At 64.4% G+C, this 15,342-nt stretch carries 11 protein-coding genes; 3 read left to right on the plus strand and 8 right to left on the minus strand.

Features of this window, described 5'->3' with window-relative positions; translation table 11 throughout:
- Positions 1 to 44: 44 nt before the first annotated feature.
- Positions 45 to 428: a nuclear transport factor 2 family protein gene (locus BP26_RS0123755; RefSeq protein ID WP_029923035.1), complete on the plus strand. Its 384-nt coding sequence runs from the start codon at positions 45 to 47 to the stop codon at positions 426 to 428.
- 187 nt (positions 429 to 615) lie between these two features.
- On the opposite strand, the gene BP26_RS0123760 is transcribed toward BP26_RS0123755, so the two are convergent.
- Positions 616 to 2,235, minus strand: coding sequence for an alpha/beta hydrolase (locus BP26_RS0123760; RefSeq protein ID WP_169740772.1), 1,620 nt, complete (start codon positions 2,233 to 2,235; stop codon positions 616 to 618).
- 247 nt (positions 2,236 to 2,482) lie between these two features.
- On the minus strand, positions 2,483 to 4,471 hold the full coding sequence (locus tag BP26_RS0123765; protein WP_029923037.1) for a TolB family protein: 1,989 nt from the start codon (positions 4,469 to 4,471) through the stop codon (positions 2,483 to 2,485).
- Positions 4,472 to 4,604: 133 nt separating this feature from the next.
- On the opposite strand from BP26_RS0123765, the gene BP26_RS0123770 reads away from it, so the two are divergent.
- Positions 4,605 to 5,285, plus strand: coding sequence for a QsdR family transcriptional regulator (locus tag BP26_RS0123770; protein ID WP_051749355.1), 681 nt, complete (start codon positions 4,605 to 4,607; stop codon positions 5,283 to 5,285).
- Between the two features lie 184 nt (positions 5,286 to 5,469).
- Here BP26_RS0123770 and BP26_RS0123775 read toward each other — a convergent pair whose 3' ends face one another.
- The 3 genes from BP26_RS0123775 to BP26_RS0123785 are packed head-to-tail and all read right to left on the minus strand — an operon-like array spanning position 5,470 to position 7,187.
- Positions 5,470 to 5,760, minus strand: a complete 291-nt coding sequence (locus BP26_RS0123775; protein ID WP_029923039.1) for a hypothetical protein — start codon at positions 5,758 to 5,760, stop codon at positions 5,470 to 5,472.
- Positions 5,761 to 5,766: 6 nt separating this feature from the next.
- Positions 5,767 to 6,408 (minus strand): hypothetical protein, encoded by a 642-nt coding sequence (locus BP26_RS0123780; RefSeq protein WP_029923040.1) that lies wholly within the window; start codon positions 6,406 to 6,408, stop codon positions 5,767 to 5,769.
- 29 nt (positions 6,409 to 6,437) lie between these two features.
- On the minus strand, positions 6,438 to 7,187 hold the full coding sequence (locus BP26_RS0123785; RefSeq protein ID WP_029923041.1) for a hypothetical protein: 750 nt from the start codon (positions 7,185 to 7,187) through the stop codon (positions 6,438 to 6,440).
- Positions 7,188 to 7,415: 228 nt separating this feature from the next.
- Here BP26_RS0123785 and BP26_RS28040 point away from each other — a divergent pair, with 228 nt between their 5' ends.
- Entirely contained in the window at positions 7,416 to 10,181 is a 2,766-nt protein-coding gene (locus tag BP26_RS28040; RefSeq protein ID WP_051749360.1) for a protein kinase domain-containing protein, read from the plus strand.
- Positions 10,182 to 10,460: 279 nt separating this feature from the next.
- Here the strand turns inward: BP26_RS28040 and BP26_RS0123795 are convergent, their stop codons facing one another.
- The 3 genes from BP26_RS0123795 to BP26_RS0123805 all read right to left on the minus strand — a co-directional run bounded on the left by BP26_RS0123795 (position 10,461) and on the right by BP26_RS0123805 (position 15,338).
- Positions 10,461 to 11,162 carry a c-type cytochrome gene (locus BP26_RS0123795; RefSeq protein WP_084183389.1) on the minus strand — a complete coding sequence of 234 codons (702 nt, stop codon included), beginning with the start codon at positions 11,160 to 11,162 and terminating at the stop codon, positions 10,461 to 10,463.
- Positions 11,163 to 11,170: 8 nt separating this feature from the next.
- Positions 11,171 to 12,547, minus strand: coding sequence for a hypothetical protein (locus BP26_RS0123800; protein ID WP_211255037.1), 1,377 nt, complete (start codon positions 12,545 to 12,547; stop codon positions 11,171 to 11,173).
- A gap of 598 nt (positions 12,548 to 13,145) precedes the next feature.
- Positions 13,146 to 15,338: a serine hydrolase domain-containing protein gene (locus tag BP26_RS0123805; RefSeq protein WP_157572736.1), complete on the minus strand. Its 2,193-nt coding sequence runs from the start codon at positions 15,336 to 15,338 to the stop codon at positions 13,146 to 13,148.
- Positions 15,339 to 15,342: the final 4 nt, after the last annotated feature.

Below are 15,342 nucleotides of genomic sequence, written 5' to 3' on the forward strand. Positions count from 1 at the left end.
GTGAGTCACCACCCACTCCGGGCGAACTCAAATGGAGGCTGATGATGGAAGAGCAGAACATCCGCATGGCCATTGATCGACACTGGATCGCATCCGCCGCAGGCGACCAGGTCGCCGAGCATGAGATCTATCACGATGATGCCGTGTGCGAGTACCCGCAGTCAGGCGAGGTCATCCACGGTCGGCACAACCTCCAGGCGCTGCGCAGTCATCATCCAGGCAGACCGTCCGGGTTTGTGGTCCGGCGCATAACGGGAGAAGGCAATCTCTGGGTGACCGAGTACGTGATTGACTATGCGGGCAAGCGTGCCCATACCGTGAGCATCATGGAGTTCCGGAATGGGAAGGTGTCGCACGAGACTCAATATTTTGCCGATCCTTTCGACGCCCCCGCCTGGCGCGCGCAGTGGGTCGAGCGGGGGACGTGATCGACGACATCCAGCCGACCGTTCAGGCCCACGACCCTGCGGCTTGGCCATGGCCTCTCGCGGTCATCCGCACTCATGCCTGCAATACGGCCCGTGGCCGCACCGATCGGAAGACCGCAGCGGTGCGAACGGCAATTTCAGATACGCAAGGCGCAGCCTGCGCCTTGCGCAACATACACCAAGTGCCTCAAGGGGCGGCGATGGGTGTCGACAAGACAGGAATCCAGACCTTTCCACTGACTGTCACAGGTAATATGGCCTCGGACGGAAGATCCAGATTGATCGATCCGTTCGCCAGATACTGATCGTGGCCGCCGTAGAGCAGTAGAACGAGTTTTTCGCCGGGCTTCAATCGAGCCGCCACACCACTCATGTCGATGTCGTGTTCGCCCACATCGCGCAGCGGCGAAATCTGATTGTCCACCAACTCGAACAGGGGCGCGGGCGGGCTATGCCAGATGCCTATACCCGCAAAGATGATGGGAACCCCGCGCGCGCCGGAAACAAGCGGTTGAACACTGACTTCCAGTCTCGGAATGCCGCCGACTACGAGCCCATCCGCTCCGGCGGTGATGCCGGTGTCCACCACGGTCGGAACGTTCGGAATGCCCGCGGTGACCATGGCGTTTTGAACGCTTGCTTCAGTTCCCGCGTGTCCGGAAATGAGCGTATCGACCAGAACCGCATCGGTTCCGGAAATCGACAGGCAAATCCGGCGCGGAATGATCCTGTCGGCCGCCCCGGCCTGGCCTTTCAGATATTCGTCGAAGAAAGCCAGCGTCGCAGTGCGCACCTCCAGGGTGCCGCACTGCGTATTGAGGTCGTCACCGAGGGGGTGATACAGGAGTTCATCCGGATCCGGAACCGCTTGCAAGCTGTTATGTCCCGCCTGATAGCTAAGCAAGCGCACATCCCCACCCGCGGCCTTCAGACATTCGTAGTTGCGCCAGGCGTTGGTGAAGTCAAACAAGGTATCGCGCATTCCCTGCCACAGCATCGCGTGCACCCTGGGCCCCGGCAGCGGCGCGTGCTCGGGAGACGTTCCGGGACCGCCATTGCTTGCGATGGGCAGCCCTTCACAGAAATATCGATCGCTGTGATACCGGAAGAAGTCGCTCAGTGCCGGGCTTTCAGAATTGGAAAGCAGGGCGGCGGGCAGTTCGCGATTGATGAATGGATCAAAGTGGAGGCGATCCAGTCCGTTCCCCGCAATGGTGCCCGATACAAACAGGAACGCATCCCAAAGGGTCTTCGGCACTTCATTGGGGAACATGCTGCCGTTGAGATCGTACGGCGCATACTCCGGCACCATGGCGATGACGCGGTGCCTGGGGTCGATGTCGTGGATCAGGTATTGATACATGCCGCCATAGGATCCGCCGATCGATCCGATGATCGGGCTGTGCGAATTACTGCCGTCCGCGTTACTGCCGTATGCGAGCCAGTCGAGGTGGGTCTCGGCCCAGTCCATCACCGCAATGAGGTCCTTGCCTTCATAGTCCGGGTCCATGGCGCGGATGGTGCCCCCGCTCTCGCCATGGCCACGCTCGTCGATACTGATGAAGCCATAGCCGTTCGCAACGAGCATTCCCGTACCGGTGCCCGCGTACCCGGGAACATTGTTGGGACCGGTGTCCCGGCTGCCGCCAAAGCCGTGCGAATGAAGCACGAGCGGATAGGTTTTTCCGCCTTCGAGGAAGCCCGGTTCGCAAACGGAAAAGGCTACCTTCTCGCCATGACCGCCCTCGACGTAGATGTTGTAGCAGAGTCCCGCACGCGATGTGCCCTTTGCCGGCGTGGGCGGCACTTCATTTGCCGCGCCCGGATAGTCCGGTGGCGAAACCGCCGGGGGCAGTGACCCGCTGACATTCCGATCTACACCATTGCTGCTGCCGCAGCCTGTGGCGGTGACACAGGACAGGGCAATTGCGAGAATCCCGACGAGTGCGCGGACTACACGGATCAGCGTCCTGCTGCGTGCGCAGTCCCCCCAGCATTCGACACTTTCGTAGCCCCGACACGGGCCTGGATGAGATATTTCCATCCGTACCGGCTCAGGGCAAGTGGATAGATGCAGCTTGCAGGGTATCGCCCGCCTTCACTGCCAGATCATGGCTTGAGGTTACGGTCACCGTGGCGGCGCCCTGATCGTCGGTGTAGGCGGTCTGATCGCCGAGCTGCAGCGTTGCGTGATAGACCGGCTCCGTATCGACGGAGGCTTCGTTGGGGCCAACGCCGGCAACGCTCGCGGTTACGTGGATCCTGTAAGCCCCATTGCCGAGGCTCGAATACGCAAGCTGCAATGCCGGCGCCTTCGGCTCGAGATCGGGGCAGGCACCGCCCCCTGTCTGTTCCGCCGAGGGTCCGCTGACGGTGTTTCCATCGTAGGTGGACTCTCCATGACCCTGGGCACCGCCCACGAATCTCATATCCGTGTTGGTACTGCCGGTATGTGCGCCGGTCATGCTCAGGTGCGAACTGTAGGTTCCGAACTCGATCGCCGAGGTGATGGTGACCGAGCCGGTGACGAAATCGACGCCGTCGTCGGAGTAGTTCTTGTACGTCTCCGACCAATTGCCGGCGAGCACATTGCCCAGATAGCTGACCGTGACAGTTCCGCCGCCGGGGCCGGAAAATGTATGGATGCCGATGCTGCCCATCGCGGGATGGTAGTCGGCCGGAGGAATCGCCCAGGCGCCCGGCTGCGAGCTGACCGCAGCGAGTGCCGGACTCGCCTGCATTGCCGTGAAATGCGCCACCAGCAGGAAGGGAGCGTGCGCCGGGTATGCGCTACCCGCGGCGCTGTTGGTCGTGTTCAGCGCAAGCATGGTGCCGTCGGCGCTCCACTGCGGCCACCCGACCAGATTGTTGGTCACGAAAATATCCGGTGTCGGATGGTAGACGATAGGCTGGCCGGCAAGCGTTCCGTCCCGGTCGCCGCCCGATGGCATGATCCAGATCGGGCCATGGCACCTCTTGTTCGAGCTGGATATGCCCAGGGCCAGCAGAGCCGATGGCACGTCGATGAAATCGCGCACGGGGACGAGGCCGCCGTACCAGTCGGTGAGATGCATGGTCCGGTTGCTCCAGAGTGCGAGCAGCTTGCCGTTCGGCGAGACGGCGTTGTCCTCGTCGTAGTCTGGGTGGGCCGTGAGGCGGGTCCGCTTCCCGCTTGCCAGGTTGACCGACCAAACGTCCGGGTTCCCCAACGCGATGCCGCCGGACTGCGCATAGGTAGCATCGGCACCGCCGTTGCTGAAAGTCTTGAATTCGTACAGCGCACCGCCATTGGACCAGGCTTCAATGTTGGTATCCGCAAGCGAGGTGGGGTTGTCGGGGTTGATCACGAGCGGATCGGTCACCTGGTATCCGCTGCTGGAACGGGTCAGCGTTCCGACCACCATCATCTCGATGCTGTCGATCAGGATGTCGGAGAAGCCGACGTGTACACCGTCCTGCGACAGCTTTGCCGCATAAGCGCCGCCGGTGTTGAGCTGGGGGATTAGGACGACCCCGCCCGGTGGAATCAGCTTGGGCTCCGCCGCGGAGAAATCGACGGGGAGGATGCTGGCGCTCCGGCAGTCGGCCACGCTCGGGCTGCACTCCAGAACCCCGTATTGACTGGAGCCCGGCTGGTTGAAGCTGCCGAAGAACACCCGCTTGCCATCCGGGAACGGGGTGATCTCGCCCTCCCCCTTGGACGTTGGATCATTGACGAGCCCGCAGGAAAGGCAATGGGCGCCGCCCCCGTCGAGGCCAGTGATCCACAGTTCGGCGGTTGTCCCTTGACCGGTATTGCCTCCCGTCGAACTGGTACCGGTCGAAAAGAACAGCAGGTGCTGCCCGTCGTTGGCGAAGACCGGCCAACCGGCGGATACCACACTTGCGGGCAGGTCGATGCGCTGGATGGCGATCGGTTGGAACGCGAACGAAGCGCTCGAGCCCACCGGGTCGGTGCTGGCCGGCGCGGTGGAGCCTCCGCACGCCGCAAGCAGCGTGAACAGCGAAGAAGCTGCCCAACGGACAATGTACGACCTGCGCATGTGAACTCCTCCAAATTTTTTTAGTAGCTTTCTGCCGTAACGCCGCGCGATGCGTCACATCGTCACAATGATGCACATTGCCATGCCTTGTCAATGCGTTGAGAATGAGCCACGCCTACCGCCAAGCTTGCGAATGAATACCCCTCCGGGCAGCCGAGAAACCCGCCTCAGCCGCGAACTGCGGCGCGCCGAGCCCAGTCGCCGCGCGATGCCGCGGGATGCGTTCGAGCTGGCGATGCGCAAATGGGTAAAAGGAGAACGTGTCGAGGTGGGCGCGGTGGCCGAGGAGCTCGGCGTCAATCGTGCGACTGTCTTCCGCTGGGTCGGCAGTCGTGAACTCCTGCTTGGCGAGGTGATCTGGCAGAGCTTCGCCGCGATCTGGAGAGATGCGATGGCGGCGGCGCAAGGGGTGGGCGCCGACTACGCGGCCGACTTCACGCGCCGGCTGATGGAATCCGCGCTTGAATCGACGCCGCTGCGGCGCTTTATCGCGCAGGATCCGGAATACGCCTTGCGCCTGCTTACTTCGAAAACCAGCACCGTGCAGGCCCGCATCATCGAGGCGGTCGGGGCCCTGCTGCGCGAGCACGCCAAAGCCGGCCATATTGCACCAGCCCTCAGCATCGAAGACCTGGCCTATGCCATCGTGCGCATTGTTGAATCCTGCCTGTACAGCGACCAGATCACGGGACGCAAGCCGAATATCGCGGTGACCTGCGAAGTCATCCGCATCCTGGTGGCTGCGCGGTCGAACGCCGGTGCGAGTACCGTCCCGGGCCGGAAGCATTCCGCGAGAAGAACCCGCAAGTCATAGTCGACTCGATGGAGCGCCCTGGGCTCCATCGCGCGGCGGGCGCATCTATCAGCAAGCGATCAAAGGCACGATATCGCAAACACTGCCGCCGGCCCGGATGTTCGGGACTGCTGACCGCGGCCGGCTCACGCATCCCGGGTATGTGGCCGCGGGTGCGTGGGTGGAGGGCGGATACGGCGCGCCCTCAGCGCTTGCAATAACGCCCGATTCCGGAGCCGCCATCGACGCAGCCGTCGCGGTCGATCTCGAATACCTGGGTTTTGCCGTTGACCGTGACCAGGACGCGCTTGCCGTCGATCTTGTAGCTGCCGGCGCCGGTGCTACCCATGAAGCCGATGTCCACCTCGCCGCCAGAGCGGAACACCAGCTTGTCGAAGAAGGCATGCTGGTCCGCGGTGTATTCACCGCTCGGGCCGCTGCCGCAGGCGGCGAGCAGCAGGGCGACGCAGGGGATGATCCTGTAGGTGCTTTTCATGTCGGCCTAGTGCTTCTTTTTGTTCGAAAAGGCGTCGATCAGCGCGCCGACGCCTTGCACCACGTCGTCGGTACCGACGCCGCTGGCGGACCCGAGGTTGCCGAAGGCGCCGCCGCTGAGGCCCTGGAAGTTCAGGCTGTATTGGCCGCCGACCTCCACCCGCCCGGAGCCGGGCAGCACCCTGAGCTGCTCCACCGACACGTCGGCGGTGAACTGGTTGCCGACGGCGGCGCCGCTGCCGCTCTTGGCGATCCAGCGGTTGAAGATCAGGCTGGCGGAGCGGCTGGCGCCAGGAGCGAGGACGAAGCTGGTGTCGGCGCCTTCGCGCCGCACGATGCCGATACCGATGATGTTGCTGGTGCTGTTGCCGTCGATTCTGTAGGCATTGCCGTAGTTGTCGGTGATGGAAGGCGAACTGCCCCAGGGGAAGCCGAGGATCAGCGGCCGGTCGCCGGTGTTGCGCAAGCGCAGGTTGAGCCGCAGGAAGTGCTGGTTGTGGGTGTTGTTCCAGCTCGGGCTGAGGCTGGTGACTTCGGCGGTGAAGGGACCGGCGTCGTAGCAGCGGGGCGCGGCGGCGCAGGCGTCGGCCTGGCTGGCGAAAGGCGCCAGACTGGCGAGGAGCAGCAGGCAGGGCAGGATCTGTTTCATGTCGGTCTCCGCTATCGTATGGGGGTGTCTCAGTCTTCTGCCTTCTGCTCGATCAGCACGCGGCCGCTGTTGCGCTCGAGGATCTGCACTTTCACCACGTGCGCGCGCACATTGCGACCGCCTTGGTCGTCGGCGCTCTGCACGAAGGCGTAGATGCGGATCGGGAAGCTGGTGTGGACCATCATTGCCTCGATCTCGCGGGCGCGGGCCTCGTCGTCCACCGACAAAAAGCGGAAACCTTCGGAGTTGCTCAACAGGAAGTTGTAGCCACGCACGTCGCTCATGTAGCCGGAGCCGCCGTCGCTGAGCAGGCTGTCGAGCAGGGGAAAGCCCTTGCGCGCCATGTCGTAGTGCTCGATGTGGGTCCAGTCGGCCTGCCACAGCACGTAGGGGTGCGCCTTGGCGTCCTCGATCCGCGCCTGGTACTGCGGTATCAGCGCCTTCAGCAGATCCTGCTTGCGGAACGCGTCGGAGGTGCGCTGGTACTCGTCGGAGGACTCGTTGGCCATGCGCTCGAAGTCGGGCGGCAGGCCGGAGAAGGCGTTGTACAAAAACATCAGCTGGGTGCCGCTGGTCAGCGGCACATAGGCCGAGTCCGGCGTGGACAGGTCCGGGTGCGGCAGCCGCCGCTCGTCCGGTGCCGGACGTGCCGGCGCCGCCGCGGCCTGTACCGGACCGTTTTTCGGAGCCGGCGGCGCCGCACTCTTGCCGCCACCTGAGCATCCCGCCAGCAACAGCGATCCCGCCAGCCCCGCCTGCATCAACCATGACGCCCGCATCTCACGTCTCCCGTCGAGTGGTCGTGGCGGCGATTACGGCGCAAACGGCGCGGCGAATCTTCACGCCGTCCTAACGCATTTCTAACGGCGCAAGAACCCACGCTTCATCAAGCACTTGGATTGCGGATCCGAACTGCTTCACGACACCGCGTTGACCGCCACGCCCCCGTGCCGCCTACAATCCGGACAGGGATGGCGGAGCCACGTCCGCCGACAGGGGCAGCAGCGATGCAGCAGCCGCATGGGCGGGACGAAGCCCCGCTTTATCGTTACCGGTTCGAGGACGCCGAGTTCGACGAGGCGCGCCTGGAAGTACGCGTGGGCGGCCTGCCGGTGGAGCTGGAGCAGCGCCCGCTGCAGCTGCTGGCCGAGCTGCTGCGCCAGCCCGACGAGGTGCTGACCAAGGAAGAGCTGTTCGAGCGCGTCTGGGCCGGCCGCCCGACGGTGGACAACGTCCTCGCCAATGCCATCGCCAAGCTGCGCCGCGCCCTCGGTCCGGCGGCGGGCGAGCGCATCGTCACCCTGCCCCGCGTCGGCTACCGCCTCGCCGGTCCGGTGGAGCGGGTATCGGTAGGCCGCCGCCTCGACAGCAGCCTTGATCTGCGCCCCGGCGCGGCCGTGCCGGGGCGTTCCAATTTCCAGCTCGAAAGCCGCCTGGGCCCCTCGCGCGGCAGCGAGGTGTGGCTGGCACGCCATGCCAAGACGCACGAGCCGCGCGTCTACAAGTTCGCCGCCGACGGCGAGAAGCTCGCCCTGCTCAAGCGCGAAGCCACGCTCTACCGCGTGCTGGCGGAGAGCCTGGGCGAGCGGCCGGACATCGGCCGCATTCTGGACTGGAACTTCGAGACGCCGCCTTTCTTCCTGGAATGCGAGTACGGCGGCAGCAACCTGCGCGACTGGGCCGCTGCCGGCCACCTGCAGCCGCTGGGCCTGGAGGAGAGGATCGGGCTGTTCCTGCAGATCGCCGCGGCGGTGGCGGCGGCGCACAGCGTCGGCGTGCTGCACAAAGACCTGAAGCCGGCCAATGTGCTGGTGGCGCCGCGCGAGCGCGACTGGCAGGTGCGGCTCACCGACTTCGGCAGCGGCCGCCTGCTCGAGCCGGGGCGGCTGGAGGAGCTGGGCATCACCCGGCTCGGCCTCACCGTGACCCAAGGCGTGGGCAGCGACAGCAGCAGCGGTACGCCGCTGTACCTGGCGCCGGAGCTGATCGCCGGGCAACCGCCGACCGTGCGCAGCGATGTCTATGCGCTCGGCCTGATCCTGTACCAGCTGGTCTGCGGCGATCTGCGCCGCCTGCTGGCGCCGGGTTGGGAAGCGGAGATCGGCGATCCGCTGCTGGTCGAGGACATCAGCGCCGCCACCCGCGGCAACCCCGCGCACCGGCTGGCCGGCGTGGCCGAGCTGGTGGCTCGTCTCGGCAGCCGCGAGGAGCGCCGCCGCCAGCGCGAGGAGGCGCACGCCGCCGCGCGCCGCGCCGAGGCCGCGGAGCGAGCGCTGGAGCGCACCCGGGCGCGGCGCCCCCTGCTGTTCGCCGTGCTGGCCGCGCTGGTGCTGGGCCTGGGCGTGAGCTTGTTGTTCTACCTGCGGGCCGCCGATACGGCGCGGCAGCTGGAGCGGCAGGTGCGCGTCGCCCGCGCCGTCGACGACTTCATGGCACAAGACCTGATCGGTGCCGCCAATCCCTCGACCAGCGGCCGCACCGGCGTTACCGTGATCGAAGCGGCAAAGGCGGCGCAGCCGCACATCGACCAGCGCTTTGCCGATGCGCCCGAGATCCGCGCCGCGCTGCACCAGGCGATGCAGGAAACCCTGGCCGGCCTCACCGACTACGAAAGCTCGATCCCCGAAGGCCGAAAGGCGGTTGAAGCGCACCTGGCGGCGCGGCCAGTCGACGTGCTGGGCCTGAGCGAATCGCGCATCCGCCTCGCCTGGAGCCTGTCGCGCGAGGGCCACTACGACGAGGCTTCGGCGCTTCTCAAGGACGCGGCGCCGGACGTAGCGCAGCTGGTGCCGGCGCACCCGGAAACGCAGATCCGCCACTGGGAGGCGCAGAGTCAGATCGCCATCGACCAGCTCGACGGCAAGGCCTCGCTGGAACTGGACCGCAAGGCCTGGGCCCTGATGCAGACCCTGCCCGACGCCGACCCGGTATTCCGCGAGCGCATCGAATTCAACCTGGCCGAGTCGCTACGCATGGCCAACGAGGTGGGGCAGAGCGAGGCGGTGCTGCGCGATCTCGTCGCCCGGCAGACCCTGCACTGGGGCGCCAGCCACTGGAAGACCCAGTTCACCAGCGCCGTGCTCGGCAACAACCTGATGATTCAGCAGCGCTACGCCGAGGCCGCCGTGCTGCTGCCGCCGGCGATCGCGGCGCTCGACGCTGGCTTGGGCCGCGACAGCCGCCGCGCCCTGATGGCCCGTAGCATCCTCGCCAACATCCATCTCCAGCAACAGCAGTACGCCCAAGCCATGCCGCTGCTGGCCGAGGTCTATGCGGGCTTCGTCAAGCTCAGCGGCGAAAACTCGCTTGCGCCCCTGTCCTACCTGTCAACGCTCGGCAACGCCACCCTGTTGTCCGGTGACGCGCGGGCGGCCGAGCCGCTGTTGCGCAAGGCGTTCCGTATCGCGCAGGACCAGTTGCCGGCCGACAGTCCCATGCAGGACGGAATGCGCTATAACCTGGCCGCCTGCCTGCTCGATCTGCACCGTCCCACCGAGGCGGCGCCGCTGTTGCAAGGCATCGACGCCGGGCGTCTCGCCCAGAGCAGCCTGCCGCCACCGCCGGCACCGCAGGCGATGATCGACTACCAGGCCGGCCGCGTGGCCCTGCAGCGCGGCGACCCGGCCGCGGCGCTGCCCCTGCTGCGCGGGGCGGTGGCGCAACTCGGGACGAAGATGGCGCCGATGCTGGAAAACTTCCGCAAGCGCGACGGCGATCTGGTGGCGCTGGCCGAGGCGCAGCTCAAGCGCGGCGACGGCAAGGGCGCGCACTGAGACGGCTCAATACAGAATCTGAGAGGCCTGCGGCAGTGCCCACCATAGGGCGCGCAAACTGCATTCCTTTGACCATACATCGCCGCCGCTGGCGTCGCACTCACCATCTACCTCGGTGGCACCGCTCGTCGATTACGTGAGGAAGGAACGGGATCTGCTTCGGGCTTGCAGAACGGACTTCGGCTGAAGATCCCGCAGGACCGCCCTGCACGAGCGCCTACCTCCGATATCGGTAGCCGCAGGTTGTAGCCGGGCAAGCTGTCTTTGCCTGTTGCGTCGCTATTGAGCCTGTAAGTACTCGGCGACTGCCTTCATCTCATCCGGTTTCAGATTCTTGATGATGCCGTGCATGATGGGCGAACTGCGCAGCTGCTTCTGGATAACCTCCAACTGCCTCACCAGATAGGCCGCATGCTGCCCCGCCAGCCGCGGGAAGATAACGCTGCCCTCCGCACCGGCGCCATGGCAACTGGCGCAGGCAACCACGCCGCGCTCCGGAATGCCCTGTTCGAAAAGGTGCTTGCCGGCCTCGATCCTTGCCGGGTTCCCGCTGATCCCGGGGCCCGGCTTCTGGCTCGCGTAATAGCGAGCCAAGGCATCGATCATCGGCTCGCTGACCAGGGTTGCCATGCCCCACATGTAGTCGTGCGCCTCCGGATCGGAGCGGGTCTTGGCCTTGAAGGCACGAATCTGCGCGGCAAGATACTGTTCCTGCTGCCCTGCCAGGCGGGGAAACAGCGGAGAAACGCTCACCCCCGCGGGTCCGTGACAGTTGGAGCAGACCTGCCCGGCAATCTGCGCCGCCGCCGCATCGACGCCGTTCGCCGATTCCGAGGCTCGCGCCGCGTGCGGAAGTAGCGCCAGGGTAACCAGCAACAAAAGCATGGTCATCACCAACATCGGACGCATGCCCTGATGGAGTCCACCGGTGACCGGCCATTGACCGATGTGCGGCGTAAATTGATACGGATTGGTTCGCATGGTGAGCCTCAGTAGGCAGCCCAGACATTCAGGAACAAGGTGTTGTTGTCGCTGGCATTGCGTCCGGCACCGTCATAGTTGCTACTGGCACCGTTGAACTTGCTGTAGCCCGTATACTGCAACATCAGCCGCACGTACTGGATAGGCACATAGTTCAATTCGACGATGTACCCACGACTGTTGGGACTGCTGTTGTTGCTGCCACCCACCGAGGCCGGCCCATACAGTCCGGCATCGGCATCGCCGGTAGTGGTGAAGTAGGCGAGAGTTCCCCCATATTTCCGCAGATAGTAGTAAGTGCCCTTGAGCTTCAGGGTCAGCAAGTGATCCACCGCGTTGAGTGGCGTCGGCCCTGCACCTATTGGATTGCCGCCTTGCGTGGCGGGGAAGCTCGCACGATAGTCCTGCCTCTCGCGGATCAGCGTTGCCTGTGCAGTGAAGGTGTGCGGATTGGTGATGTACTGATACTGGGAGTCGAGCGCAAGGTCGGTGTACTTGTCGGTCGGCGTATCACGCATGCTGCTGTCCGGAAACAGCTTCACGATGGTGCCGAAGGTACCGATCATCAGCGAACTTGCCCCCCACTCATGGTTGAAGGCCAGTCGCCAGTAAGGATTGTAGCCATCGAGCCCGGCCGGATCCTGGCCGGCGCGCAAGAAGCTGAAGATGCCATCGCCCCTGCGGTAGAAGGTCAGTTCCGAATAGATCATCTTGTGCCAGAAGGCATACCCGCCAAGGCCCACCGCCTGCTGCGCCAAGCCGCCGTCGATCAGGCTGCTCGCCGCCGGAGTCGGCGCGTTGGGCGGCGCGGTGAACGGGAAGCCCCAGGCCGGCGTGGTGTTCCAGACATCCTGCACGGTCGGGTTGTTGTGCAGCGTCAATCCGTAAATCCAGTCGGTCTGTTTGGAATCGGTGCCGACGTATCGGCCGACCACGCGCAGGTCGGTGTTGTCGATCGAGCCGTGTCCCGTGGTGCTGACACCGTCCGGATTGACCGACTGGTTGTCGTAAGTCCATTGGGCAAAGCCGCCAATGTTGTCGGTTACCTTGCCGCCCAGGAAGATGCTGGCGGCGGAGAATGCCGGCCTGCCGGTATTGGGTGTGACCGGATTGCCCTGGTCGTCATGGTTCTTGTTGACCCAGGTGAATCCATCCTGCGCCATCGCCGCAAAGGGAATGGTCTGGCGCTGGCCCAGCGTGAAGCCGTTGAGCTTGAACATGCGGCCGAAGGGCGTGAGTTCGGGAAAGCTGACGTGGCAGGACTCGCAGGCTTCGCCGGTCTGCCGGGCGAATACCGGAACCGCGCCGGCGGTGCCAGTAGCGAATATGGCCAGCAAACCCAGGACGATCAGAAACCCCCGATACATCGCCGATGCGCGTTTCACGATCGCTCCTCCCAAATTCTTGAAGTTCAGCCCTGCCGACGTTGCTTGAGCATGCTTAATGCGGTCTGTGTGGGATCGCACATAGCAATCACGAAACGTCCGCTCAAAATGCCTCAGGAGCTAGGGACTCAGTGTTTGACCTTTGCGACAACCGGGCATTGACCTGGATCAAGCGGCGCGACCGCGTGCAACTACGGCGAGCAGCAGATTCAGTTCCGTCACATCCACGGTCGATAGCGCACGGCACGTGCTGGCGGGCTGGACCGCGGGAATAGTCCGTATCGGGCAGAAATGACGCGCATTTTCGTCGAGGGCGAACGCCTGGTCGCGCTCGATGAATCTGCTTAGGAGCCGTCCGTCGCCGATTCGAGTCTCAGTGCGCCGCTTGTCCGACAGCTGTTCGGCGGCGACGTCAAGGCGCCGAATGACTCTTCATGTCACCCTGAGCCCCCATGACTGATCGGCGGGAGTGTCCGGTCTGCAGGCTGTCCTCATTCAGCCGCAGTGGCCCACAAGCGCTCTCCCGCCCCTTGATATTCGCGGTAGAAAAGCGGCCGTTCATAAACAAGCGGCGGATGTGATCGACCGCGCTGAGATGTTATCCGCCGTTGCCGGTCAACTGATTGATGATCAGCGGACGCGCCGCGTTCCACATGGTCAAGCCGGTCGGCACATCCTGATCGATGAGGATGATCGCGCCATAGCCCAGGCCGTTGTCGATCCACGGGCTGGTGCCGTACAGGCCTGGATCACTGAATTCCGGCCCGGAGCTTCCCGGATACAGCGAAGGGCTGGAAATCCACAAGCCCAATCCATATCCGGGATAGTTGCGGGCCTGTCCAAATGGGAACGGCGTGAAGGCCACCGGCAGCCCCTCTATCTCATTGCTTTCCAGGTCGGCGACACTGGTTGCGGACAGAACCTGCTTGCCGCCGAAGAGGCCGTTGTTCTGCAGCATTTGCAGAATGGAGGCGTAGTCGGCCACATCGCTGAACGCGCCGCCGGCGATGCGCGGGTTGGTCACAATGTTGGAAGAGCCATAGGTGAAGGTGGTGAGACCCAGCGGCTGCGCGATAGCGGCCGCGAAGAATGTCTGCCAGTCCTGCTTCGACAGCACGGTCGCGATATAGCCCGCCACCTGGTAATCAGCGCCGCCGTAATTGAACTCGGCCCCCGGCTGAGAAGTCAGGTCCGTGTTGGCGATAGTCTGCACACACTGCGCCAGCGTCGTGCCGGTTTCATCGTTGACGCAGGTGGGGTTGGTGCTGTCGCCAAGCCCGGGCAGTCCGGAGGTATGCGACAACAGCATGCGCATGGTGATCTTGATCTTGTCCACCGGCCAGACCACGCCACTTATCGCGAGGTAAGTAGCGACCGGCGTGTCGAGATTGAGCTTGCCACTGTCCACCAGCGTCAGAATCGCCGCGGCGGAAGGCATCTTCGAAGCCGAAGCCAGCGTCAGCACGGAACTGGCCGTCTGGTTGCCGCCAGCGCGGCTGTAAAGAATTCCGGTTTTGTTGTAGAGGATGAAGCTGTAACCGCTGACTGCACCGCTCGGCACGGGGCTGGCGCTCGATACATAACTGTCCAGCGTAGTGCCGAGCTGACTCCAGTCGTACGTGGCTGCGCCGCTGCTGGAGCTACTGCCGGAGGAGGAAGAGCCCCCACCGGAAGAAGATCCGCTGCTGGAGCCCGCCCCGGACGACCCGCCGCTGCCCGAAGACGAGGAGCTGCCGCTACTCGAAGAGCCGGAAGACGACGAGGACGAACTGCTGCCACTGGAAGAGCTGGATGAGGACGACGATGAACCGCTGCCGCCCGAGGAGCCCACCGGCTGCGTGCTGACGCAGGCCAGATAGACATTGACCCGCCCCAGCGCCGAAACCAGGTTGCCGTCGGAAAGCTGTACCGCGTTGAAGGGCTTGGTGGCGGTAAAACCGATGAACGCCGACTTCGGACTGGCCAACAGGGTCAACAGGTCCAGGCGCAGCGGTGTGCTGGCGGTGGCGCCGGCCGTGTCCTGCGGCACGCCATCGAGCAATGTACTGACGGTCACGCTTTGCAGCAGATCCAGGGTCAGCAATTCAGCCGGATTGGAAGCGACGAAGCCCACCAGGTGTCCGGCGGCATAGGTGTTCGCCGCGCTGGTCACGGTCAGTGTTTCATCGGCAATCAAGCCCACCGGCGTGTTGATGGTGGCGTAGTTCAGCGCATCCTGATCCAGCACATTGCCGGGATTGCTTACCGAGCAGCCGACGCAAAGGCCACTGCTGCTGGTGGTCACGCTGGCGTCCGGGGCGATCAAGTCCCGAGTCGGTACCGCCACTCCGGAACTGTTGGTGACGCCGCAGTCGGCTGGCGTGGGCGCCGCCACACCGTCGAACAGGCTTGCTTGTGCCGTTTCGGTCGAGCCGGAGATGGTGCAACTGATGCTGTAGATGTAGATATTGGCCGCTGCGGGCGCCACCAGCGTTTTGGTCCCGCCGGTCGCCGCCACCTTGCCGCTCCAGTTGCTGTCGCCAGCGGCGTTGGATGCGGTGCAGGTAGTACCGCTCGATGCCCCGCCAGGGACGGTATAGATCAGACGGAACGACTGCCCGGGCGTTACCGAACTGGGCACAAGCTCGATCGACACGGCCGTGGAAACGGCACTGCCGCTCGACGACGACGCTCCGCTGCTGCCGCCTCCGGTGCCGCCATTGTTGGAACAACCGCCCAACACCAGTCCGGCTGCGACCAGCGATGCCGCCGCGATGCGCGACAGCGCTCCTGACTTAATTATTGTATTCATGACC

The sequence above is a fragment of the Nevskia soli DSM 19509 genome, from assembly GCF_000711955.1.
In the GTDB taxonomy this organism is placed as follows: domain Bacteria; phylum Pseudomonadota; class Gammaproteobacteria; order Nevskiales; family Nevskiaceae; genus Nevskia; species Nevskia soli.

What these genes read in the sequence shown, in the direction of transcription:
- BP26_RS0123795 (WP_084183389.1), bottom strand. Translation starts at nt 11,162, where the DNA reads ATGCGAACCAATCCGTATCAATTTACGCCGCACATCGGTCAATGGCCG.
- BP26_RS0123780 (WP_029923040.1), bottom strand. Translation starts at nt 6,408, where the DNA reads ATGAAACAGATCCTGCCCTGCCTGCTGCTCCTCGCCAGTCTGGCGCCT.
- BP26_RS0123785 (WP_029923041.1), bottom strand. Translation starts at nt 7,187, where the DNA reads ATGCGGGCGTCATGGTTGATGCAGGCGGGGCTGGCGGGATCGCTGTTG.
- BP26_RS0123775 (WP_029923039.1), bottom strand. Translation starts at nt 5,760, where the DNA reads ATGAAAAGCACCTACAGGATCATCCCCTGCGTCGCCCTGCTGCTCGCC.
- BP26_RS0123770 (WP_051749355.1), top strand. Translation starts at nt 4,605, where the DNA reads ATGAATACCCCTCCGGGCAGCCGAGAAACCCGCCTCAGCCGCGAACTG.
- BP26_RS0123755 (WP_029923035.1), top strand. Translation starts at nt 45, where the DNA reads ATGGAAGAGCAGAACATCCGCATGGCCATTGATCGACACTGGATCGCA.
- BP26_RS0123765 (WP_029923037.1), bottom strand. Translation starts at nt 4,471, where the DNA reads ATGCGCAGGTCGTACATTGTCCGTTGGGCAGCTTCTTCGCTGTTCACG.
- BP26_RS28040 (WP_051749360.1), top strand. Translation starts at nt 7,416, where the DNA reads ATGCAGCAGCCGCATGGGCGGGACGAAGCCCCGCTTTATCGTTACCGG.
- BP26_RS0123805 (WP_157572736.1), bottom strand. Translation starts at nt 15,338, where the DNA reads ATGAATACAATAATTAAGTCAGGAGCGCTGTCGCGCATCGCGGCGGCA.